This window comes from Paludibacterium yongneupense DSM 18731 (genome assembly GCF_000422925.1).
Taxonomy (GTDB): domain Bacteria; phylum Pseudomonadota; class Gammaproteobacteria; order Burkholderiales; family Chromobacteriaceae; genus Paludibacterium; species Paludibacterium yongneupense.
Genome location: NZ_AUGZ01000004.1, coordinates 122,963 through 145,127 on the forward strand (window position 1 = coordinate 122,963; position 22,165 = coordinate 145,127).

The following is a 22,165-nucleotide window of genomic DNA, read 5'->3' on the forward strand; positions in this document are numbered from 1 at the left end:
ATGCTGGAAATTATCGATATTCACAAACGATACGGCGATCGTGTTGCGGCCTGCGGTCTGTCGCTGACACTGGCGGCGGGGGAGGTGGTCGCCTTGCTCGGCCCGTCCGGTTGCGGCAAGAGCACTTTGCTCAAGCTGATCGCGGGCCTGGAGGCGCCGGATGCCGGCATCGTGCGCTTCGATGGGGCCGATTTGGCGCGGGTGTCGCCCGATGCGCGCGGGTTCGCGCTGATGTTCCAGGATTTCGCCCTGTTTCCCCACCTCGATGTCCTGGGCAATGTCATGTTCGGCTTGCGCGAGCGGCGTGTCGCGCGCGAAGAGGCTAGGACGCGTGCTTGCGCCATGCTCGCGGAACTCGGGCTCGACGGCTATCAGGCGCGGCGGGTGTGGACCTTGTCCGGCGGCGAGGCGCAGCGCGTGGCGCTTGCGCGCGCGCTGGTGACGCGGCCGCGGCTGCTGTTGCTCGACGAGCCGTTCTCCAGCCTGGACGCGCACTTGCGGCAGGGCTTGCAGCAGGATTTCCGCCGCCTGCTCGGCAAGCAGGGAATTCCCGCCTTGCTGGTGACCCATGACAGGGCCGAAGCGTTCGCGATGGCCGATCGCGTCGCCTTGCTCTGCGACGGTCGCATACAGCAGTGCGCGACGCCGGCCGCCCTGCTGGCGGCGCCCGCGACCCCCTGGGTGGCGCGTTTCATCGGCTACGAAAACCTGCTCTCCGATGCGGTCGTGCCGGAGCGGGCATTTCGTCTGGGCGCCGGACAGGCGCCGGCCCGGGTCGAGGACGTCGTTCCTCTGGCCGAAGGCATGCGGGTCCGGGTCGAGACCGCGCTGGGCCGCTTTGTCCTGACCCTGTCGGCGCGCGAGGTGGCCGCCTGCGGCGGGCAGTTGCATCCGGGCGGAGAAATCGGCGTCGGCATCGACCGCGATGCCCTGCTAAGGTTTGACCGTGGCTGAGACGGCTGCGCAGCGCTGAAAGCTTGCGATCGCGCCGGCGACGGCGAGCAGGATGGGCGGCAGTGCGGCATACGGCGCGTGCGTGAGTTCAAGCACCAGCACCACCGCCGTGAGCGGCATCCGCATCGAGGCGGCCAGGAAGGAGGCCGCACCGACCAGCGCGAATTCGCCTGAGGGAACGCCCGGCCAGAACAGGCTCCAGCCGCCGCCGGTAGCGATGGCCAGCATCGCACCGATCGACAAGCCCGGCGTCAGCAGACCGCCCGAGGCCCCCGCGCGCAGGCTGGAGCATGAGACCGCCACTTTGAGCAGCATCAGCGTCGCGGCGACTCCCACTCCCAGAGTGTTGTCGAAACCGGCCTGCGCCGGCCCCTTGCCATTGCCAAGCAAGGCCGGGTAGCGCATGGAGAGCGCGCCGACGATGGCGAAATTGAGCACGGCGAACAGTGGCAGACGCCAGCCGCGCGCCGCGCCCGCCCGGGCACGGCCGGCGAGGCGGGTGAAGCCGTAGGCCGCGGCCCCGGTCAGCGGTCCGCTCGCCAGTGACCAGACCAGCAGGGAGGGGGAGAGCACAAACGGGGGCAGGCTGTACTGCGCTCCGTTGCCCAGCACTGGCCACGCGACCATCGCCGCGATGACCGAGCTGAGGATCGCTGGGGCAACCGTGCGCCAGCTGAAGCTGAGCAGCAGGACCTCCAGAGTGAATACCGCCCCGGCCAGCGGGACATTGTAGACGGCGGCCAGCCCGGCGCCGGCGCCGCAGGCCAGCAGGATGCGGCGCTGTTCGGGATCGAGCCCGGCCTTGCGGCTCAGCCAGGCCGAGCAGGCGGCGCCGATCTCGCGGGGTGCGACTTCGCGCCCGAGCGGCGAGCCGAGCGCCACGGTGACGATCTGCAGCAGGGCATGAATCAGGGTACTGGCCGGAGGAGGGCGCGGGTCCTCGTCTTTGAGCAGTTGGGCAAGCCCCTGCAGCGGGCGGCCGAAGCGGTACAAGGCCCACCAGCCGCCACCGGCGACCAGGCCGCACAGACAGAGGATGCCGAGGCGGCGCCCGGGCGAGGCGGCGCTGACGCCGTCGAGAAAGCTTTCCTTGCCGACGAGTGCGTCCAGGCTATAGCCGAAGGCCAGATGCTGGATGCTATGCAATAGCAGGGACAGCGCGAGTCCCCCCAGCCCTGCGGCGAGACCGGTGGCGACCGTCAGCGCCAGTGCGACGAGTATGCGGCTGCGGCCGCCTGGAGAGGGAGTGTCCGGGAACGCTGGCATGCGCTGGCCTTACGCGATGTCGGCGCTTGCGCCGGCATCGCCCTCCGGGCGGCGTGCATGGCGCTGGGCCAGTGCGGCGCAGGCCATCAACTGGATCTGATGGAACAGCATCAGCGGCAGTACGATGGCGCCGACGGGATGGCCGGCAAACAGAACCTGCGCCATCGGCACGCCGCTGGCCAGGCTTTTCTTCGAACCGCAGAACACGATGGTGATCTCGTCTTCCTTGTTGAAGCGCAGCGTGCGGCTGGCAAGCGTGGTCAGCGCCAGTACGAGCGCCAGCAGGGCGGCGTTCACGAGGACGAGACCGAGCAGCGCGCGGGCCGGCATCTGATGCCACAGGCCCTGAATGACGGCCGCACTGAAGGCGGTATAGACCACGAGCAGAATGGAACTTTGGTCGACGCGGCCGACCAGCGGGCGGTGGCGGGAGATCCATCCCCCCAGCCATGGCCGCAGTCCTTGTCCGAGCATGAACGGCAGCAGCAGCTGCAGCACGATGCTGATCACCGCGTCGAAGGAGGGCGTTGCGTTGCCGTGGGTCGCGAGCAGGGCGCCGACCAGCAGCGGCGTCAGAAAAATCCCGATCAGGTTGGACGCCGACGCGCTGCAGATCGCTGCCGGTACATTGCCGCGCGCGACGGCGGTGAAGGCGATGGACGACTGCACCGTCGATGGCAGCAGACACAGATAGAGGATGCCCAGGGCGAGGTCGGGCGTCAGCAGCCGCGACAGCAGCGGCGCGAGCAGCAGGCCGAGCGCCGGGAAGACCACGAAGGTGCTGGCGAACACGACGAGATGCAGCCGCCAGTGCGTGGCGCCGGCAATGACGGACTCGCGCGACAGTTTGGCGCCGTGCAGGAAAAACAGCAGGCTGATCGCGACATTGGTGATCGCGCCGGCGATGACGGCGCCCTGGCCGTGGCAGGGCAGCAGGCTGGCCAGCGCGACGCTGCCTATCAGGGCGAGAGTGAAGGTGTCGGGTAGATAAGCGGGTCGGGTCATGGTCGATTCTGCAGGTGGGCTGGGGGTGCCGGTTTGGCCCTGGCACCGTCATCCGCCATTACAGCATGCGACTGGCTATGCTACAAATTGATATGTTGGATAGATTCATACGGAAAATTTATGAATGGCCGGCCGCGGCGACGCTTCAAGCCCTCTCCTGGCACACGTCTATCCATTCGCCGGCGACGATGCGACCGAGCAGGTCGGGGCTGAGGCGTACGGCGCTGTGCGGTGCGCCGGCCGCCGGCAGGACTTCGTGAAAATCGCGCAGCGAGATGTCCAGGAAGACCGGAAGGTCCTGCGCCAGTCCGAACGGGCAGACGCCGCCGACCGGGTGTCCTGTGACGTTTTCCACCTCGTCGGGCGACAGCATTTTTCCCTTCCCCAGCGCGCTCTTGAACTTGCGGTTGTCGATGCGCGCGTCGCCACTGGCAACGAGCAGCACGACGCGCCGGTCGTTGAGGCGGAAAGCCAGCGTCTTGGCGATGCGGCCCGGCTCGACGCCATGGGCGGCGGCGGCCAGCGCCACCGTGGCCGTGCTGGTTTCCAGCTCGATAATGGGAATGTCCAGATTGCGCTCGCCGAAAAAGCGGCGCACCGATTCCATGCTCATCGAAGTCTCCGTCATCGAGGGAAGCATTCATGCTAGCACAGATCGGACAGGCGATAGGCAAGGGGGGGATGGCTGGTTACAATAGCCGACTTGCGCAACCGCCGACGGAAACGACCCTGTCCATTTCAAGAAAACTGCCTCCGGCCCTGCTGCTGTCCTTGCTGCTCGTCTCCGGACCGGCCCTCGCGGCGCCGACCTTGCGCGATTTTTTCCGCAGCCCCGGGCAGTCATCGTTTCAGCTTTCTCCCGATGGACGCACCCTGTCGTTTCTCGCGCCCTGGCACGACCGGCTGAATATCGTGCTGCGCCGGGCCGGCCAGCCCGACCGCCGCGTCACCTCTCTTACCGACCGGGACCCCGAAGCCTACTTCTGGAAAGGCAAGCATCGCCTGTTGTACCTGAAGGACGAGGGGGGAGACGAAAACGCGCATGTGTTCATGGTCGATCTCGCAACGGGTACGACGCGCGATCTGACACCCTATCCCGGTGTCCGGGCACGCATCGTGGATGACCTGGGCGATCTGGACGACGCCATGCTGGTGGGATTGAATCTGCGCAACCGGCGCGTGTTCGATGTCTACCGGCTCGACCTCGTCAGCGGAGCACTGACGCTGGAGGCGGTGAATCCCGGCAACATCGTTTCCTGGCTGACCGACCACAGCGGCCATGTCCGTCTGGCCGCACAGAGCGATGGCGTGAATACCACCTGGTTATACCGCGCGACGTCGCGGGACGCCTTCGTTCCGATGCTGACCACCGGTTTTCGCGACCGCTTTGTGCCCCTGTTCTTCGGTTTCGACGATCACACCCTGTTTGCATCCAGCTCGCTCGGGCGCGACCGCGCGGCGCTGGTTGAGTTTGATCCGCAGCACGCGCGCGAGCGGCGGGTGGTCTACGCCCACCCCGATGTCGATGTGACGCGGCTCGGCTATTCGTCGGCGCGCAAAACGATCACCTGCGCCAGTTTTGAAACCGATAAGCCGCATCGCGTCTGCTTCGATCCGGTCATGGACCGGGTGTTGCGGCGGCTGGAGTCGCGCCTGCCAGGCTATCAGGTGAGCGTGCTCAATGCCGATAGCAGCGAGAACACCCTGATCGTGGCGGCGTGGAACGATCGCAGCCGCGGTCGGCGCTACCGCTACGATGTGCGCGCCGATCGGCTGACCTTGCTGTCCGTGCTGACGCCCTGGCTGCCCGAGGCGGAGATGGCGCACATGCATGCGATCCGCTATCCGGCCCGCGACGGGCTGACGATAGCCGGCTACCTGACCCTGCCGCGCACTTACCGCCATGGCCGGGTGCCGGTCATCGTCTACCCGCATGGCGGGCCCTGGGCCCGCGACAGCTGGGGGTTCGACCCCGTGGTGCAGTTTTTCGCCAGCCAGGGATGGGCGGTGCTGCAGATGAACTATCGCGGCTCGACCGGCTACGGCAAGGCGTTCTGGGAAGCCTCGTTCAAGCAATGGGGGCGGGCGATGCAGGACGATATCGACGACGGCGTCGACTGGCTGCTCGCCGCCGGCATCGCGGATCCCGGCAGGCTGTGCATCATGGGAGCCAGCTATGGCGGCTATGCCGCCCTGGTCGGGATTACGCGTGCGCCGGAGCGCTACCGCTGCGCCGTCGATTACGCCGGGATGTCCAATTTGTTCAGCTATCTTGCGTCCATGCCGCCCGAATGGACGCTGCAGCGCGAGACGATGTATCAGATGATAGGCGACCCGCAACGCGACGCGGCGCTGCTGCATGACGCCTCGCCCCTGTTCGCCGCCGAGCGCATCCGTACCCCGCTGCTGGTCTTGCAGGGCGCACGCGATCCGCGCGTCCACCTGAGCGAGTCCTTGCAACTGGTCGATGTCCTGCGACGACGTCAGGTCGATGTCGATCTGATTGTCAAACTGGACGAAGGCCACGGCTTTCGCAATCAGGAAAACCGTTTCGAAGCGTTCGAAGCCATGAGTCGGTTTTTCCACCGCTACCTCGACCGGACCCCGCCCGCGATCAGTTCGGCACCGGCAGCAGCAACGTCTCCTTGACCTCTTCCATCACCACATAGCTGTGCGATTCGTTGGCCGCCGGCAGTTGCAGCAGAATGTCGCCGAGCAGCTTGCGGTACATCGACATGTCGGGCAGGCGTGCCTTGATCAGATAGTCGTATTCGCCGGAAACCAGGTGACATTCCATGATTTGCGGAATTTTTTGAATTTCTCGGCGGAAAGCGTCGAAAATGTCGCCCGACTTGGCCGATAATTTAATCTCGACGAAAACCAGCAGCCCGGCGCCGACAGCCTGCGGATTCAAGCGTGCATAATACCCCTCGATCACGCCATCGCGTTCCAGCCTGCGCACGCGTTCTGTACAGGGCGTGGTCGACAGCCCCACGCGCTCGGCCAGTTCCGTCATCGAGATCCGGCCGTTCTCCTGCAGCAGCCTGAGAATTTTCAGGTCGGTTTTGTCCAATGCTTTGATCGGTGATGCCTTCTTCATCTTTTCCCTGTTCTGTGTGTTTTAGTCAGTTGTTTTTGCTTTGATAATAAAACAATTTGGTTAAAAAAACTGCATTTTGCTGAATATAATAGGCTTATTCGCTATTTGTTAATTCAGTGTGTCGCCACCGGCGGCACGATGCGTAAACCGACAAGGCTGGGAGGGTGGGGCAATGCATGTAATCGTACTGGGTGGTGGAGTGATCGGTGTCACGACGGCATGGTATCTGGCCCGCAGCGGTTGCCGGGTCACCGTGATCGAACGCCAGGATGGCGTGGCGCTGGAAACCAGCTTCGGCAACGCCGGGCAGATTTCCCCCGGATATTCCGCGCCGTGGGCGGCCCCCGGTATTCCGCTCAAGGGCGTCAAATGGATGTTTCAACGTCATGCCCCCCTGTCTATGCGTCCTGACGGCAGTGTGTTCCAGGCGCAATGGATGTTGAAAATGCTGGCTCAATGCACGGCCGCGCGCTACTCGATCAACAAGGGCCGCATGGTCCGCCTGTCCGAGTACAGCCGCGACATGATCCGCGCCTTGCGTGCCGAAACCGGCATCCAGTACGAAGGACGCCAGGGCGGGACCCTGCAATTGTTCCGTTCCCAGGCGCAAGTCGATGCGATGGCCAAGGACATCGCCGTCCTAGAAGCATTTGGCGTGCCATACGAGGCGCTGGATCGCGACGGCTGCGCCAGGGTCGAGCCGGCACTGGCCGCGACCAAGCATAAACTGAGCGGAGGGCTGCGCCTTCCCAACGATGAAACCGGCGACTGCCACCTGTTCACCACGCGGCTGGCAGAGATGGCGCGCGAGATCGGCGTCGAATTCCGCTTCGGACTTTCCGTTGATGCGATCGAGCAGGATGGCCAGCGTGTGACGGGCGTGCGCTGCGGCGAAGAACGGTTCAGCGCCGACCATTATGTCCTCGCGCTCGGCAGCTATTCGCGGCCACTGGCCCGTTCGCTCGGCATCGACATCCCGGTCTATCCGGTCAAGGGCAATGCCCTGACCGTCCCCATCGTCAATGCGGCCGGCGCGCCGGTATCCACCGTGCTCGATGAAACCTACAAGGTCGCCATTACCCGCTTCGATGACCGCATTCGCGTGGGCGGGATGGCGGAACTCAACGGCTACGACACCACGCTTAATCCGCGCCGTCGCGAGACGCTGGAAATGGTCACCCACGATCTGTTCCCCGAAGGCGGCGATCTGCCTGCGGCCGAATTCTGGAGCGGCTTGCGCCCGATGACGCCGGACGGCACCCCCATCGTCGGTGGCACCCGCTTCGCCAATCTGTCGCTCAACACCGGGCACGGCACCCTGGGCTGGACGCAGTCGGCGGGGTCGGGCAAAGTGCTGGCCGACCTGATCTGCGGCGTCAAACCCGAGATCAGCATCGAGGGGCTTTCCTTGCAGCGCTATGCCGGACGTGGCCAGAACTGGGTAGTTCCGTTCTCGCCCGTTGCACAATCCGCGATCTGAGGGCGACGACATGCGTCCCTTGACCGCTCAGATCCGGCTCGACCACTTGCGCCATAACTGCGCGCTGGCGCGCGCCTTGCACGGCGGGCGCGTGCTGGCCGCCGTCAAGGCCAATGGCTATGGCCACGGTGCGCTGGCCTGCGCCGATGCGCTGGCCGATTGCGCCGACGGCTTCGCCGTGGCCTTTCTGGAAGAGGCTCTCGAGTTGCGCGCGGCCGGAGTCCGGCACCCCATCCTGTTGCTGGAAGGGGTATTCGACGCAGCCGAACTCGCACATGTCGACCGCCATGATTTGTGGATGGTGGTGCATTGCCCTGAGCAGATTGCGATGATAGAAGCCGCCAGCCCCGCGAAGCCGTTCCGTGTCTGGCTGAAGCTTGACAGCGGCATGCATCGCGTCGGTTTCGGACCGCAGGCCTACGCGGAGGCGTACCGGCGTCTGCTCGCCAGCGGCAAGGTCGATGCGGTGGTCAAAATCACCCACTTTGCGCGCTCGGACGAAAGCGACAGTCCGGCCACCGCCGCACAATTGGAATGCTTCGATCGCGCGACGGCCGGGCTGCCCGGCGAGGCCAGCGTCGCCAACTCGGCCGGCTTGATGCTGCACCCGCGTGCGCGCCGCGACTGGGGGCGTCCCGGGATCATGTTGTACGGAGCGTCGCCGCAGTCGGGGCAGGGCGTCGGCAGCGGTGGCCTCAAGCCGGTAATGCGACTGTCGAGCCGGGTGTTCGCCGTGCGGGAGCTTGGGGCTGGCGAGGCGATAGGCTATGGCGCACGCTTTGTCACCGATGTTCCGACTCGGGTCGGCCTGGTTGCCTGTGGCTATGGCGACGGCTATCCGCGGCAGGCCCCTTCCGGCACGCCGGTTGCGGTCGACGGGCGGGCCGCGCGGCTGATCGGCCGCGTGTCGATGGATATGCTGACCATTGATCTCACCGATTTGCCGGACAGCGGCATCGGCAGCGAAGTCGAATTGTGGGGCGACCGCGTCGGTGTCAACCAGGTGGCCGAGGCGGCCGGGACGCTGGGCTACGAGCTGCTGTGCAACGTCAAGCGCGCGCGTTTCGTCTACGAGTGAGGAGGGTGGCTCCGCGCCCGTCTGTTGCGCCGCCGTGTCATGAATTGGTGCGCAGATGGCCGGGCGCGGGGCGGATGCGCCATCTTGGTGCTTTAACTCTCCTGCCAGGCGCGGGGCGGACACGCGGCGCGCTGCCCCGTGTGCGGGCGCAGTTCGTGCCATAGCGCGCGCACCCAGGTATTGGCTTCGTCAATGCCGTCGCAAATGTGACGGGCCAGCCAGATGCCTTCGGTTTGCCCGCATTCCTCGTCGCCGAGCAGGCCGATGGCGCGGCAGCGGGCAATCGTGGCGGCCGGCAGGTCCGGACCGACCCAGAGCAGGGTGGCGCACACGCTGCGCCCACCCAGCCCGGTGGGCGCATCCAGCTCCCAGCTCCCCGATGACATGACCCTGTTTTCCCGCCATGCAGGCCGGCCTTCGCGCTGGATCATATAGTGCTGGCGCCAGCAGCCGTGGCTGAAGCGTTCTCGTTCGCTGCCCAGGCTGATGACGTCGCTCGCGAGCAGCGTGGCCCCCGCTTCGAGTTCGAACCGTTTGTCGATGACGGCGTCGGCGCCCGGCAGCAAGGTGTTCTCGCGCGGCAGCCACTCCAGATGACTGTCGCGCGACAGTTCGATCACCAGGTGCAGGCTTGCGCTGTCGCCGCGCCCGTCATGCCACAGCGTGGCCTTGTCGGTGGTGGCCAGGACGCGGCAGCCGCCGGCCAGCCACAGATGCAGGGATTGTCTCTCGGATCCCGCAATGCCTTGCGGCGGTATCGAGATCAGTTGGTGGCACAGCGCGTCGCCTTCCGGGTGGCTGTGTTTCTGGATGCGCAGCGAGCCGCGATGCCAGCGGTGGACGGGTAGCGTCCGGCCGTTGAGGCAGGCGTAGCCCAATGCCAGTTCGCCGTGCCAGTGGCCTGTCGGCACGTAGGGCAGGGAGTCGCGAATCATGGTCTTGGCCTGAGGTGCGAAGGGAAGAGTCCCACAGCATGTCAAGCAAGCGGTGTGCCCGCGGCGTGTCTCAGGCGACCGGCGCGGGGTCTTGCAAATAGCGGCGCAGCGCTTCGCCGGCCGATTGAATATGGAAGCGTATGAATGCCTCCGCTTCTTCCGCCCGCCCCTGGCGACACAGGTCGAGCAGATGAGTGTGCTCCTCGTGCGCCCTGTCCTTGGTATGCGTGAACAGGATCTGCATGCGGGTATAGCGGTCGGTTTTGTTGTGCAACTGTTCGATCAGCGCCAGGGTGTTCGTTCGCCCCGAACTGCGGTATAGCGCCAGGTGGAAGCGCGAGTTGAGGGCGCCCCAGTGGCGGATGTCATCGGTGCGCAGCGCGGTCTCGAACTCGGCCAGCGTTTCGGCCGCCAGGCGCAAATCGTCCGCGGTCTGGCGCGGAATCGAACTGCGCAGGACGGCTCCTTCCAGCAGCGCGCGGATTTCCAGCAACTCCAGCACATCGTCCAGCGACAGCTTGGACACCAGTGCGCCCTTGTGATCGATGATCTGGATCAGGCCTTCGGCTTCCAGTTGCCGCAGCGCCTCGCGCACGGGCACGCGGCTGACGCCATATTCATGGGACAAGGCTTCCTGCCGCAATTGCTGGCCATCGGTGAATTCACCGGACAGGATGCGTTGGCGAAGCGATACGGTGACCGCACTGGTCAGGGTCTGGCGCTTGATCGGCTGCGAAGGGGTCATGAGCTCTGTCTGCTGTATGAAAAAGGTATGTCGCGTGTCATCGATTATACGGTGCTTGCGCGGCCAGACAAGAGAACGATCCCGACGGCGTGGCGGCAGGCCCATGCCGCCGGTGCGCCAGTTTCAGGCCGGCCACTCGCCGACGATCATCCCGATGGCGGTTGCACCCAGTAGTGCGGCCATGAGCAGATTGAAGGCGCGCAAGGCTCTCCTGTCCTGCAGGCAGTGGCGCAAGCTGTCGCCGCCGAATGCCCAGATCGCGATGCAGGGCAGATTGACCGCGAGCGCGGCGAGCGCCAGCTCGCCTGCCGCCGACAGCGCGCCCCCGGAGGCGGGCATGAACAGGACGGCGCTATTGATGACCATGACCCAGGCCTTGGGGTTGACCCATTGAAACAAGGCGGCGGCGGCAAAGCTCATCGGTGTCGCCGCGTCCACGCGTCCGGGGGGCGGCGAACGCACGAGTTTCCACGACAGCCACAGCATGTAGCCGCAGCCCGCCAGTGTCAGCGGCAGATGGATGGCTTCTATCCTGGCCATGACCAGATTCAGCAGGATGGCGCACAGAAAAAGCTGCAGCGCACAGCCGGTGCTGATGCCCACCATATGCGGCACGGTGCGCCGGAAGCCGAAATTGACGCCCGAGGTGGCGAGCATGATGTTGTTGGGGCCGGGGGTGATGGACATCGCGCCCATATAGCTGACGAAGGCGAGCGGTACTGGCATGGCGTTCTCTCTCTGTGGCAATGACGAGATTCATGCTCGCACGCGCGACGTAATGGATACAGATTCAGAAAACAGATATTGTAATGGTGTCAGTTGCGGAAATGATGCGACTGTTACCTATTTTTTGGGCGCGGCTGTGCCCTGTTTGCGGGCTGTCCCGATGAGAAATGCTCCCACTCTGTACCGCGCGCTGGCCGATGAACTGGCTGCGGCCATTGCCCGCGGCAGTCTGCCGGCCGGGGGGCGTCTGCCGTCGGTGCGCAGCGCCGCGCGCCAGCGCGGTCTGGCGCTCAATACGGTGACGGCTGCCTATCGCCAGTTGGAAGACCGCGGGTTGATCGAGGCGCGGCCGCAGTCCGGCTATTACGTCAAGAGTCTGCTGCCGGCGCTGCGGGACCCCTTGCGCGCGCTGCCTGGCGATGCGGAGCCGGCCTCGGTCGAGATGCGCGATCTGGTCTCCGTCGTGCTGCGCTGCCAGCAGCGCGAGGACTATATCGATCTGGCACTGGCGTGTCCGCGCGGCGAGATCTTTTACCCCGGGGCCAGGCTCGCGCGGGTCACGGCGTCGCTCTTGCGGCGTCAGCCCGGCATTGTCACCCGCTATGCGCTGCCACCGGGCCCGGTGCGGCTCTGTGAGCAGATTGCGCGCAGGGCGATGGCGCTGGGCATGCGTCTGGCGCCGGAGGATATCCTGCTGACGCACGGTGCGATGGAGGCCTTGCAACTGGCCCTGCGCGCGGTCTGCCGCCCGGGGGATACGGTGGGGGTGGAGTCGCCGACCTATTTCAATCTCTATCCGCTGCTGGCCAGCCTGGGACTGCATGCGCTGGAGATTCCTACCCATCCGCAGCACGGTTTGTCGGTGGATGCCGTCGAGATGCTGCTGCGGGAGGGGCGCCTGGCCGCCGTCGTGGCGATGCCGACGGTGCATAATCCGCTCGGTTGTACGATGCCGCTGGCCGCCAAGCGCCGGCTGGCCGCGCTGGTCACGCAGCATCGGGTGCCGCTGATCGAGGACGCCCTGTACGCCGACTTGCAGTTCGAGGACGTGCCGTCGCCTGCGGTCAAGTCCTTCGATAGCGAAGGCTGGGTCATGGTATGCGCGAGCTATACCAAGACGCTGGCACCGGACTATCGCATCGGCTGGCTTGAGGCCGGGCGTTTCGGCGAAACGGTGCGGCAGCTGAAATTTGCGTCGAGCATCGCCGAATCCGCGCTCTTGACGGAGGCGGTCGGACTGTTTCTGGAAAGCGGCGGATATGACCACCACCTGCGGGGTTTGCGGCGCCGTTATGCCCGTCAGCTGGACCGTGTCCGTGGTCTGATCGCGAGCCGTTTTCCGCCGGGAACCCGCGCCACGCAGCCGGCAGGCGGCTTTCTGCTGTGGCTGGAGCTGCCGGAGCGTATCGATACGCTGCAGTTGTTTCATGCCGCGCTGGCGGAAGGCATCGTCATCATGCCGGGAGTGCTGTATTCCAGTGGCGCACGCTTTAGGCACTGCCTGCGCCTCTCCTGCTGTCATGAGCTCGATGCCCGTTTCATGGGGGCGATCGGCCGGCTGGGAGAGCTGGCCTCGGCCCTGCATGCGGCGGCTTCGCCTCAGGCGTAGGCGTAGGGGCCGCCTTTTTCGAGCGCGGCGCGGTAGGCCGGCCGCGCGTGAATGCGGGCGAGGAAGTCCTGGATCCGCGGCAGGGTGCGTGCAAACGGAACCCGGCTGCAGGCCGCTTCCAGCACAAAGCTCATCTGGATGTCGGCGCCCGATATGTCCTCGCCGGCGAACCAGCCGCTGGTGGCCAGGTGGGCATCGATATGCTCGAGGTGCAGCTTCAACTGCGGGTCGAGGAAGCGGCGCTGAACCCCGCGGGCTATCATTCCGGCCAGCGGGCGCAGCAGCAGCGGCATCGGCGGCCGGTCGAGCCGGCTGAACACAAGGCTCATCACCAATGGCGGCATGGCCGAGCCTTCGGCATAGTGCAGCCAGTAGGTGTAGTCGCGTCCGGCCCGGGTCGCGGCTGGCGGTTTGAACCGGCCCTGGCCGTAGGTGTCGATCAGGTACTCGATGATGGCGGCCGATTCGGCGACGACGATATCGTCGTCGGTCAGTACCGGGGCCTTGCCCAGCGGGTGGACAGCCTTGAGCCCGGGCGGCGCCAGCAGGCTGCCGGGATCGCGCCGGTAGGCCCTGACGCTGTATGAGCAGTGCAGTTCTTCCAGAAGCCACAGTATCCGCTGGGAGCGCGAGTTGTCGAGGTGATGAAGGGTTATCATGGTCATGTCCGGCCTGCTGTCTGGAATGATGATAATGGTTATCATACGCGATGACTTGCGTTGTTTGTACGGGATCGAATGTGTCTGCGGCGGCGCGTGCGAGAGAAAAACAAAAGGCCCCTGCGTGCAACGCAGGGGCCTGACATGCCTGGGGTGGATAATGGGGCTCGAACCCACGACAACCGGAATCACAATCCGGGACTCTACCAACTGAGCTATATCCACCGTCGTAAAACGGTTAAATCATACACGCGTCGCAGGGCGACGCGAAAGAATCTGGGGTGGATGATGGGGCTCGAACCCACGACAACCGGAATCACAATCCGGGACTCTACCAACTGAGCTACATCCACCACTGGTTTGCTTCGATGCTGCGGTACTGGCGCGCCCGACAGGGTTCGAACCTGTTACCCCCGGCTTAGAAGGCCGGTGCTCTATCCAAATGAGCTACGGGCGCAACTGCCATGCCTGTGTCTGGTCGGGGTGGTGGGATTCGAACTCACGACCACCTGGTCCCAAACCAGGTGCGCTACCAGGCTGCGCTACACCCCGACGACAGAGTCCGCAACTATACGGATAGCGTCATTTACTGTCAATACCCGTTGAGTAATGGGTGCAAAAAATGCCAAAATTGCACCTTCGCATCGGCTTACTCAGGATTTTACATGTCGGCACAACTCATTGATGGAAAAGCAGTCGCTGAACAACTCATCGCGCAGGTGCGCGCCGGGGTGGATGCCCGTCTCGCCGCGGGGAAGCGCGCACCGGCCCTGGCCGTGATTCTGGTGGGCGACGATCCGGCTTCCTCCATCTATGTGCGCAACAAGAAGCGCTCTTGTGAAAAGGCCGGTATCCGTTCTGTGGCCTACGATCTGCCTGCGTCGACCGGGCAGGCGGACTTGCTCGCCATCATCGACCGTCTCAACGCCGACGACGGCATCGACGGGGTTCTGGTCCAGCTGCCGCTGCCCGCGCAGATCGACAGCCAATCGGTGATCGAGCGCATCCATCCGGATAAGGATGTCGATGGTTTTCATCCCTACAATATGGGGCGGCTGGCGGTTCGCATCCCGCTGCTGCGTCCGTGTACGCCGCGCGGGATCATGATCCTGCTCGAACACTACGGCATCGCGGTGAAGGGAAAGAAGGCGCTGGTGATCGGTGCGTCCAATATCGTCGGCCGCCCGCAGGCGCTGGAGTTGCTGCTGGCCGGCGCCACGGTGACGGTCTGCCATCGCTGGACCGAAGATCTGGCCGCCGAAGTCGCCGCCGCCGATATCGTGGTGGCCGCGGTCGGCAAGCCGGGAATCATCAAGGGGGAGTGGATCAAGCCGGGCGCGGTGGTGATCGACGTCGGCATCAACCGCCTCGCGGACGGCAGCCTGTGCGGCGACGTCGGATTTGCGGCGGCGGCGGAACGCGCCGCCTATATCACGCCGGTTCCTGGGGGCGTCGGTCCGATGACGGTCGCGACCTTGTTGCAGAACACTCTGGATTCCTCCAATCTGCATGCTTGAATCCGCTGCCCTTACCGAAGAATGAAGAAACGCTGACATGAGTCTGAACAAACAATCCGCCACACTGTTGATCAACTGTCCCGATAAAAAGGGTCTGGTTGCGGCGATCGCCAACTTTCTGATGACGTATAACGCAAGCATCATGCACGCGGATCAGCATCAGGATGGCGCCGAAAACCTGTTTCTGATGCGGGTCGAATGGTCGCTGCAAGGTTTTACGTTGCCGATGTCCGATTTTGCCGCCGCTTTCCAGCCGATCGCCGAAGAACACCATATGGAGTGGAAGGTTTCGGTATCCGAACGCAAGCCGCGCATGGCGATTTTTGTGTCGCGTTACGAGCACTGTCTGGCCGATCTGTTACACCGCTGGCGCATCGGTGAACTGGGCTGCGATATTCCGTTGGTGATCGCCAATCATGAAGAGTGCCGGCGCCTGGTCGAGTTCAACGGCATCCCTTTTCATGTGATTCCGGTCACCCGCGAGAACAAGCAGGAAGCCGAGGCCGAGCAGTTCCGCCTGCTGGACGAAGCCGGTGTCGATCTTGTGGTGCTGGCGCGCTATATGCAGGTTCTGTCCGGCGATTTCGTCAAGCGCTATCCGAACCGCGTGATCAATATCCATCACAGTTTTCTGCCCGCTTTCGACGGCGCCAAGCCCTACCATCGCGCCTTCGCGCGCGGGGTGAAGCTGATCGGCGCGACCAGCCATTATGTGACCGAGCAGCTGGACGAAGGCCCGATCATCGAGCAGGAAGTCACCCGTATCTCGCACCGCGACGAGGTCGAGGACCTGGTGCAGAAAGGGCGTGATCTGGAGAAAGTGGTTCTGTCGCGCGCCGTACGGTGGCATCTGGAAAACCGCATCCTGTCCTACAGCAACAAGACCGTCGTGTTCGACTGATCCATGACGCGTCTCTGGCTCGACCTGCGGAATTTGCTGCGGCTCAAGGTACGGCCACTTGCCGAATATCGCCACCCCTGGTGGCTCATGATTCTCGCGCTGACGGCGATCGGGGTTTTCGACAGCGCGAGCACCGAACTGCCCGGGGTTTCCATTCCCGTGCGTCTGGCCGTGTTCGTGCTGTTCGACTGGCTGGAGGCGCTGGCTCTGTGTACGGTCCTGCTGCTCTGGTTGCGGCTGACGGCGCGCGGGCACTGGCGCCCGCTGTTCACCCTGCTGCTGCTGTGCGAGTTGCCGCAGCTGGTCTCGCCGCTGGCCAGCTGGCTGCCGGAGCAGGCGGCCCTGCTGGTGCAGGCCGCCCTGTGGGGAGTGACCCTGGCTCTGACGGTATACGGCGTCGCGCGTGCGGCGAAGATCGCCGTACGGCGGGTGGCGTTCGGGGTGTTGTTGTTCCTGCCCTTGTCGGTGGGGCTGTTTGCCGGCATGACTTCGCTGGCGGCCCAGCTCGGCTGGATGCCGCTCCCGCCCGCGACCGACGCCGCGGCAGCGTCGCAACCGCCGTCGCAGCCGCCGTCGCAGCCGCCCGCATCCGAGGACGACGATTTCGCCCCTTGAGCGCTCCGGCCTTCAGTCTACCTTGGCGATGTAGCGCGCGAGTCCGAGGATGCCGCGCAGAGCGTCGCCCTTGGGCGTCACTTCGGCTCGCAGACGCGCATAGCGGCGCAGGATCGCGCGCGCTTCGTAGTCCAGCTCCAGCTCCGTTTCCGGCGACGAGACCAGTGCGATGCGCCCGATTCTGCCTTGCGCGCGCGCATGCCCCTGGGCGATGGCCAGGTAGACCCTGTGCGCGGTCAGCGGGGTGATGTGGTCGAACAGATACAGCATGGAGTTGATGCGCAGCCCCGTGTCTTCGCGGATTTCCCGGATCAGGGCCTGCGAGCGCAATTCGCCGCGGTGGGCGAAGCCTCCCGGCAGGGTGAAGCGGCTGCCGCGAGGCGCGCTGACCAGGAGTCCGTCTGCAAGTTCGATGATCGCGGTGGCGCGGCGAGGCAAGTCTGGCGACAACGGGGTGAACGGTTTTTTGTCGTCCGGCATTTTCATTTCTGCGGCACTATTATCGTTAGCGGGCCAAGGCGGCCCTTGCGTCGACATTGTAAAGATCTTGCTCCGCGCCGACAAATGCCGGCAGGTGCGGCGCGCAGATCGAACCGTCAGAAAATACGGCGCTTGAGCCCGCCCAGCTGCAAAATCGTGGTGGCCAGCTCTTCGATGGACAGTGTCGTGGTGTTAAGCGGTGTAATGCCGTGGCGCTGCATCATGCGTTCCGCCTCGGCCACTTCCTTGCGGCAGCTTTCCACCGAAGCGTACTGGCTGTTTGATTTGCGCTCGTGCCGTATCTTGGACAAGCGTTCGGGATCGATGGTCAGACCGAACAGTTTGTTCTGATACGGCAGCAGATCCTTGGGCAGGGCGCGCTCGGCGAAATCGTCCGGCGTGAGCGGAAAATTGGCGGCCTTGATGCCATAGTGCAGGGCCAGATAGAGGCAGGTCGGGGTCTTGCCGCAGCGCGATACGCCGATCAGGATCACATCGGCGTCGTGCAGGGTGCTTTGCATGCTGCCATCGTCGTTGCGCATCGAAAAATTGATTGCGTTAATGCGGTGCTGGTATTGCTCGAGATTGGCTATGCCATGCACCTTGCCGCTGGTGTGGGATGATTTTATCCCCAGCTCCTGCTCCAGAGGGCTGACATAGGTTTCGAAGAAATCGAGTACCAGCGCTTCCTTGATATACAGAATCTTGCGCACGTTCTCTTCGACCACGGTGGAGAAAACCAGTGGCCGGCAGCCGTCGGCGATGGCCTGGGCGCGTATCTGGGCGACCGCATGCTCGGCTTTTTCGACGGTATCGACGTAGGGCAGGGTGATATGGCGAAACGTGGTGTGATCGAACTGGCTGAGCAAGCTGTGTCCCAGAACCTCCGACGTGATGGCCGTACGGCCGGAGATGAAGAAGGCAGTGCGGGGCATGGCTGACTCCAGTTGCAAAAAAACAATAACATACTCGTTCCCTGCCCTGTAAATCCAGTTTTGCGCCCATATTCCGTAAAATATTAAGCAACTTCGGGGTGAATACGCTTTTTTCCGCTTTCGGAGCCTCGTTCTGGCCGGGTGGTCCGACCTGTCGCGTTCATAAAATTGACATGCGTCTGGGGTATGCTCACTCCATGTGCCATACCCGGCGCAGGCCGCTTTTCGCCTGCCCGACCATCCCGCCTGAGTTCCGCGCAGCTTTCCGACGGGCTACCTGCAATTTGAACGAGGAGTATCCATGGAGCAGATTGATGTCCTCTCCTTGCGCGAGGCATTCAACCGGCAGGGGATCGTGTTGTGTTTCAACGGGCCGTTTTCCGCCTCCTTGATCGAGGAAATCGGTCTGGCCTTGCGTAAGCATATGGCAAGCTTCAATGCCTCGCAGTCCGCCGTCAGCGACGTGTTTTCGGTTTACATCGAAATGACGCAGAATATACGTCACTATTCCCGGCAGAAAGAGCTGACCGGCAGCGATGCGCACGCCGTGCTGATCGTGTCGCGGCGCGAAGACGGCGCGTATGTCGTGTGCTCTGGCAATGTGGTCGAGGCGGCGGATGGCCCTGCGCTGATGGCGCGACTGGCGATGCTTGCGACGCTGGATCGCGACCAGCTCAAACTGGCGTACAAGACACAACTGCGCCAGCCGCATGATCCGGATGCAGCGACCGGCGCCGGTCTCGGCCTGATCGATCTGGCGCGCAAGGCGCGGGCACCCTTGCTCGGCACTTTGAAGGCACTGGATGAAACGCGATCCTTCTTTAGCTTATGCGCAGTGATTTGAAAGGGGTGTCATGCAAGACCTGATAGTGCAAGGGAACGAGAGTACTCCGTCCATTCACGCGCAGTGGCAAGAGGGTTGTCTGGCGATGTGGGGCGATTCGTATCCGGAAAATCCCTTCGAGCTGTACCGTCCCGTCATCAAGTGGGTCGAGTCCTTCCTGGCCGACTCGGAGCGGCCGTTGATGCTGCGCATCGAGCTGTTGTACGTCAACACCAGCACCATCCGTTCCCTGATGGAGATTTTCGACCGGCTGGAAGCCGCGCATGGCAAGGGGCGCGAAGTCAGTCTGCAATGGTGGTATGAGGAGGAAAACGAGCGGGTGGCGGAGCTGGCGGAAGAGTTTCGCGAGGATTACCTGTTTCCCTTCGATATCATCGCCAAACCCGAGTCCTCGGTATGACTGCCCAGCGCGAAGCGTTTCTGGCCGAAGTGAGCGGACTGATCGGCGATCCCGCCCATGCTGCCCACCCCTTGCGCGAGGCGCTGCAGACGCTCTATCAGCTGCACACCAGCGAGGCAAGGCGACTGGAGCGGCAGCTGGAAAAAATCATTCGCATCAGCGATCAATCGCAGCAGATGCTGCGTGAAATGAACGAGCGTCTGAAATGGCTGTCCAGCCACGACGAATTGACCGGCTTGTATAACCGGCGTTTCGCCCGCGCGGAGCTCGACCGTGCGCTGCGGCGCATCGTTCCCGGCACGGCCGTGTTTTGTCTGGTTCTGGCGGATATCGATCACTTCAAATCCATCAACGACCATTTCGGTCACGACATCGGGGACAAGGCGCTGAGTGCGATTTCCACCTGCCTCGCGCATCACGTCGGGGAGGATGGTCTCTGCTCGCGTTGGGGGGGGGAGGAGTTCTTGCTGCTGTTTCCCGGACTGGGGCTCGACGCCACCCGGCAGCGGCTGCAACGGCTGCATGCGGCCGTTGCCGACATCCGCGGCGTACTGCCGGACGACGAGCGCGCAATCACGGTGTCTTTCGGCCTGAGCTGCTGCAACAATCCGGATGAAGAAGGCGATTTGCTGCTCAAGCGGGTTGATCTGGCCTTGTACGAGGCCAAGCGCAAGGGGCGCAACCGGACCGAGGCCATCGTCGTGCTCGATACCGCGCATACGATGTAGCAGGAGCGGTCGGCGTGAAATCGGCCGCCCGACGGACGGCCACGGTCAATTGCGTCGCACGCGCCCGCGTGCGCCCGCGTCGCGGCGCCGCGGGCGGGGGGAGACGGGGATCAGGCGTCGTCGCCGGCTTCGTCCTCGAGCTGCTGGCGGATCCCGACGAAAAAACGGTGGATGGCGGCGACCGAGGTCGACAAGCTGGCCACCCACGCCTGGCGCTGTTCGTCGTCTGCGCCGGCGACAAAATCGTGCAAGGCGTCGTCCGGCTCCTGCTCGAAGGCCAGCGCCATGATGGGAACCAGCGCCGGGGCCTCTTCCTCATCGTCGAACAGCAGGCCCCAGTCTTCGTTCAGCAGCTGCATTCCGTCGCAAAAACCGCGTGCCCATTCCCGTCCGTGCACCGTACCGTCCTCGTCAGCCTCGAGCCAGGGATGGAATTCCTGTTCCGCACGCAGCGTATCGGCGATTTCGAGCCAGTGCCGCAGCAATAGCGAGACAAAATTCTCCAGCGATTTGGCCGAAGGAAAAGCGTCTTCATCATCGAAAGCGTCTCCGAGGATGGCCGGCAGGCATTCGCCCGGCCGGATCGGTTCCGGGCCGGCGACCAGGGCCGCAAAGAAACCGTCGAGTCGTTCCAGACTCATGGCGTTTTGCGCATGCAGGCCCGACAGGGTGGCGCTCAGGTTCTGGTAGTCGCGTTCGGTTAGCGGAGGGAGACTCATGGTTTCTCGATTCTGTCAGTGGCGGACGGTTGATGGTCATTATCCCGCAAATCCGGGTGCGCCGGAAATCCGGCCGTTCGCGCTGCCGCGCGGGGCTGCCGGAAGTCGCTCATTTGCTCCTTGTTACCGTGCGACCCGATTGCTAGGATCAGAATGATCCTTCCATTTTCAATCGTTGCCAGCTTGATGGAGTGCTCGATGCCCGACCTTGATCCCCGTCTGGCCAGACTCGATGCCCAGGAGGTCGATGACCTCATCCACTCTATCCACATTCCGCCACGGCCCAGTCTGCTGGCCGATCTGCAACAGGAGATCGATCGACCTGACCCCAATCTCAGGACGCTGGCGCGCGTGGTCGAAAAAGACGTCGCCTTGTCCGGGGCATTTCTGAAAACCGTCAATTCGGCGCTCTACCATCGCGCGCGCAAGGCCGAGACAGTCGAGGCCGCACTGACCGGGCTCGGCCTGAATCAGGTGTCGTTGCTGGCTGGCGGTTTCCTCGTGCGGCAGTCTTTCCACAGCGACAGGTATGAGCTGTCGGGTTTTTGGGAAACGTCGACGCGGCGCTCGGTCGCCATGGCCTATCTCGCGCGCGAGTTGCGCGCGGGCTCGCCCGATCTCGCCCGCAGCTTCGGACTGTTTGCCGATCTGGGGATTCCGATGCTGATGGAACGTTTTGGCGACTATGGTGAAACCTTGCGCCTCGCGCACTGCTCGATGCATGCCCCATTCACGGAAGTCGAGGATGGGCGCCACCGCACCAATCACGCCGTCATCGGCGCCTTGCTGGCGCGCAACTGGAAGTTGCCGGACGACGTGGTCCTCGCTATCAGTCTGCACCACGATTACACGGCATTCGCATCGGATCAGGCCCCGCTGTCGGTGCGACGCCTGATCGCGCTGGGCGCCATCAGTGATATCATCATCCAGCACTACATGGGCTTGGCCCTCAGCGCGGATATGCACCGCGCCGGACCGCTGGCGTTGGACGAACTGGGAGTGGGCAGCGACGAGCTGGACGATCTCAATAGTGCCGTTCACGATATTTTCAATCAAGACGCATGAACAGTACGCGGGATGGCGACGGAAGCGTGTCGTCCCGCCCGCGAGGAATCTCACATGGCCGAGTACGCCAGTGTCCGGGTCAAGGTTGATCCGCAGCTCAAGCAACAGGCCGCCGATGTGCTGGCGGCACTGGGAATGACCCTGTCCGATGCCGTGCGCCTGCTGCTGCTGCGCATTGTCGCCGACAATACCTTTCCGCTCGCCGAGGCCAGCGCGGCGGCCGAATGCGCGCCGCGCGCCGCCGCACCCGCGCTCGGCCCGAGCTTCAACAGCATCGATCTGCTGATGGCCGGTCTGGGCTCGCGCGACTGATTTCGCCGTCCGCAGGCTGGTGCTATCCGCCATCCCGGCGTCTGTTTGCGTCGCCGTCTGGCGCTGCACGGCTGCGCGCCGCTTGCGGGGGA

Annotated in this window: 24 protein-coding genes and 4 tRNA genes; 13 read left to right on the forward strand and 15 right to left on the reverse strand. The window is 64.0% G+C overall.

The window, feature by feature from the left end:
* On the forward strand, positions 1-954 hold the full coding sequence (locus G520_RS0100580; protein WP_028533978.1) for an ABC transporter ATP-binding protein: 954 nt from the start codon (positions 1-3) through the stop codon (positions 952-954).
* On the opposite strand, the gene G520_RS20940 is transcribed toward G520_RS0100580, so the two are convergent.
* The 3 genes from G520_RS20940 to G520_RS0100595 form a co-directional block, all read right to left on the reverse strand.
* Positions 934-2,220 (reverse strand): chloride channel protein, encoded by a 1,287-nt coding sequence (locus G520_RS20940; RefSeq protein WP_051228762.1) that lies wholly within the window; start codon positions 2,218-2,220, stop codon positions 934-936. The genes G520_RS0100580 and G520_RS20940 overlap by 21 nt on opposite strands.
* Positions 2,221-2,229: 9 nt before the next feature.
* Positions 2,230-3,225, reverse strand: coding sequence for a bile acid:sodium symporter family protein (locus G520_RS0100590; RefSeq protein ID WP_028533979.1), 996 nt, complete (start codon positions 3,223-3,225; stop codon positions 2,230-2,232).
* 145 nt (positions 3,226-3,370) lie between these two features.
* Positions 3,371-3,838: a YbaK/EbsC family protein gene (locus G520_RS0100595; RefSeq protein ID WP_028533980.1), complete on the reverse strand. Its 468-nt coding sequence runs from the start codon at positions 3,836-3,838 to the stop codon at positions 3,371-3,373.
* Positions 3,839-3,867: 29 nt separating this feature from the next.
* On the opposite strand from G520_RS0100595, the gene G520_RS20945 reads away from it, so the two are divergent.
* Positions 3,868-5,874, forward strand: coding sequence for a S9 family peptidase (locus tag G520_RS20945; protein ID WP_211222727.1), 2,007 nt, complete (start codon positions 3,868-3,870; stop codon positions 5,872-5,874).
* Here G520_RS20945 and G520_RS0100605 read toward each other — a convergent pair.
* Positions 5,840-6,325, reverse strand: a complete 486-nt coding sequence (locus tag G520_RS0100605) for a winged helix-turn-helix transcriptional regulator (RefSeq protein ID WP_028533981.1) — start codon at positions 6,323-6,325, stop codon at positions 5,840-5,842. The genes G520_RS20945 and G520_RS0100605 overlap by 35 nt on opposite strands.
* Positions 6,326-6,497: 172 nt before the next feature.
* Here G520_RS0100605 and G520_RS0100610 point away from each other — a divergent pair, with 172 nt between their 5' ends.
* Together G520_RS0100610 and alr are read left to right on the forward strand one after the other, a co-directional pair.
* Complete coding sequence (locus G520_RS0100610) at positions 6,498-7,805, forward strand: D-amino acid dehydrogenase (protein ID WP_028533982.1); 1,308 nt, start codon at positions 6,498-6,500, stop codon at positions 7,803-7,805.
* 10 nt (positions 7,806-7,815) lie between these two features.
* Complete coding sequence (gene alr, locus G520_RS0100615) at positions 7,816-8,883, forward strand: alanine racemase (protein WP_028533983.1); 1,068 nt, start codon at positions 7,816-7,818, stop codon at positions 8,881-8,883.
* A gap of 92 nt (positions 8,884-8,975) precedes the next feature.
* Here the strand turns inward: alr and G520_RS0100620 are convergent, their stop codons facing one another.
* From G520_RS0100620 to G520_RS0100630, 3 genes are all read right to left on the reverse strand, one after another.
* Positions 8,976-9,818 (reverse strand): urease accessory protein UreD, encoded by an 843-nt coding sequence (locus G520_RS0100620; RefSeq protein WP_051228764.1) that lies wholly within the window; start codon positions 9,816-9,818, stop codon positions 8,976-8,978.
* Positions 9,819-9,888: 70 nt separating this feature from the next.
* Positions 9,889-10,563, reverse strand: coding sequence for a GntR family transcriptional regulator (locus G520_RS0100625; protein ID WP_028533985.1), 675 nt, complete (start codon positions 10,561-10,563; stop codon positions 9,889-9,891).
* 123 nt (positions 10,564-10,686) lie between these two features.
* Positions 10,687-11,289 (reverse strand): LysE family translocator, encoded by a 603-nt coding sequence (locus G520_RS0100630; protein ID WP_028533986.1) that lies wholly within the window; start codon positions 11,287-11,289, stop codon positions 10,687-10,689.
* 160 nt (positions 11,290-11,449) lie between these two features.
* Here G520_RS0100630 and G520_RS0100635 point away from each other — a divergent pair, with 160 nt between their 5' ends.
* Positions 11,450-12,898, forward strand: a complete 1,449-nt coding sequence (locus G520_RS0100635) for an aminotransferase-like domain-containing protein (protein WP_036664917.1) — start codon at positions 11,450-11,452, stop codon at positions 12,896-12,898.
* Here G520_RS0100635 and G520_RS0100640 read toward each other — a convergent pair.
* The 5 genes from G520_RS0100640 to G520_RS0100660 all read right to left on the reverse strand — a co-directional run bounded on the left by G520_RS0100640 (position 12,889) and on the right by G520_RS0100660 (position 14,109).
* Positions 12,889-13,557 (reverse strand): glutathione S-transferase, encoded by a 669-nt coding sequence (locus G520_RS0100640; RefSeq protein WP_028533988.1) that lies wholly within the window; start codon positions 13,555-13,557, stop codon positions 12,889-12,891. The two genes, G520_RS0100635 and G520_RS0100640, sit on opposite strands and share 10 nt — an antisense overlap.
* A gap of 149 nt (positions 13,558-13,706) precedes the next feature.
* Positions 13,707-13,782, reverse strand: a tRNA-His gene (locus G520_RS0100645).
* A gap of 52 nt (positions 13,783-13,834) precedes the next feature.
* Positions 13,835-13,910 (reverse strand) — tRNA-His (locus tag G520_RS0100650).
* Between the two features lie 27 nt (positions 13,911-13,937).
* Positions 13,938-14,014 (reverse strand) — tRNA-Arg (locus G520_RS0100655).
* Positions 14,015-14,032: 18 nt separating this feature from the next.
* Positions 14,033-14,109, reverse strand: a tRNA-Pro gene (locus G520_RS0100660).
* A 113-nt stretch (positions 14,110-14,222) separates the two neighbouring features.
* Here G520_RS0100660 and folD point away from each other — a divergent pair.
* The 3 genes from folD to G520_RS0100675 are packed head-to-tail and all read left to right on the forward strand — an operon-like array spanning position 14,223 to position 16,590.
* Complete coding sequence (gene folD, locus G520_RS0100665) at positions 14,223-15,074, forward strand: bifunctional methylenetetrahydrofolate dehydrogenase/methenyltetrahydrofolate cyclohydrolase FolD (RefSeq protein WP_028533989.1); 852 nt, start codon at positions 14,223-14,225, stop codon at positions 15,072-15,074.
* Between the two features lie 37 nt (positions 15,075-15,111).
* On the forward strand, positions 15,112-15,975 hold the full coding sequence (gene purU, locus G520_RS0100670; RefSeq protein ID WP_028533990.1) for a formyltetrahydrofolate deformylase: 864 nt from the start codon (positions 15,112-15,114) through the stop codon (positions 15,973-15,975).
* A 3-nt stretch (positions 15,976-15,978) separates the two neighbouring features.
* Entirely contained in the window at positions 15,979-16,590 is a 612-nt protein-coding gene (locus G520_RS0100675) for a hypothetical protein (protein ID WP_028533991.1), read from the forward strand.
* Between the two features lie 12 nt (positions 16,591-16,602).
* Here G520_RS0100675 and G520_RS0100680 read toward each other — a convergent pair whose 3' ends face one another.
* Positions 16,603-17,070, reverse strand: coding sequence for an NUDIX domain-containing protein (locus G520_RS0100680; protein WP_246542741.1), 468 nt, complete (start codon positions 17,068-17,070; stop codon positions 16,603-16,605).
* A 116-nt stretch (positions 17,071-17,186) separates the two neighbouring features.
* Positions 17,187-18,005, reverse strand: a complete 819-nt coding sequence (gene ppsR / locus G520_RS0100685) for a posphoenolpyruvate synthetase regulatory kinase/phosphorylase PpsR (protein ID WP_028533993.1) — start codon at positions 18,003-18,005, stop codon at positions 17,187-17,189.
* Positions 18,006-18,306: 301 nt separating this feature from the next.
* Between ppsR and siaB the strand changes: the two genes are divergently transcribed.
* Genes siaB through G520_RS20950 form a run of 3 tightly spaced genes read left to right on the forward strand, consistent with a single transcriptional unit; the run spans position 18,307 to position 19,977 of the window.
* A complete protein-coding gene (gene siaB, locus G520_RS0100690) occupies positions 18,307-18,849 on the forward strand; it encodes a biofilm regulation protein kinase SiaB (protein ID WP_028533994.1) in 543 nt (180 codons plus the stop codon).
* 10 nt (positions 18,850-18,859) lie between these two features.
* Positions 18,860-19,249 (forward strand): biofilm regulation phosphoprotein SiaC, encoded by a 390-nt coding sequence (gene siaC / locus G520_RS0100695; RefSeq protein WP_028533995.1) that lies wholly within the window; start codon positions 18,860-18,862, stop codon positions 19,247-19,249.
* The gene (locus G520_RS20950; RefSeq protein ID WP_051228766.1) at positions 19,246-19,977 is read left to right on the forward strand and encodes a diguanylate cyclase; all 732 of its coding nucleotides are present in this window, start codon (positions 19,246-19,248) and stop codon (positions 19,975-19,977) included. Before siaC ends, G520_RS20950 begins: the two co-directional genes overlap by 4 nt.
* A 110-nt stretch (positions 19,978-20,087) precedes the next feature.
* Here the strand turns inward: G520_RS20950 and G520_RS20955 are convergent, their stop codons facing one another.
* Positions 20,088-20,696: a UPF0149 family protein gene (locus G520_RS20955; RefSeq protein ID WP_036664920.1), complete on the reverse strand. Its 609-nt coding sequence runs from the start codon at positions 20,694-20,696 to the stop codon at positions 20,088-20,090.
* A gap of 198 nt (positions 20,697-20,894) precedes the next feature.
* Between G520_RS20955 and G520_RS0100710 the strand changes: the two genes are divergently transcribed.
* Together G520_RS0100710 and G520_RS0100715 are read left to right on the forward strand one after the other, a co-directional pair.
* Complete coding sequence (locus G520_RS0100710; protein ID WP_028533996.1) at positions 20,895-21,761, forward strand: HDOD domain-containing protein; 867 nt, start codon at positions 20,895-20,897, stop codon at positions 21,759-21,761.
* A gap of 54 nt (positions 21,762-21,815) precedes the next feature.
* Positions 21,816-22,073 (forward strand): type II toxin-antitoxin system RelB/DinJ family antitoxin, encoded by a 258-nt coding sequence (locus G520_RS0100715; protein WP_028533997.1) that lies wholly within the window; start codon positions 21,816-21,818, stop codon positions 22,071-22,073.
* Positions 22,074-22,165: the final 92 nt, after the last annotated feature.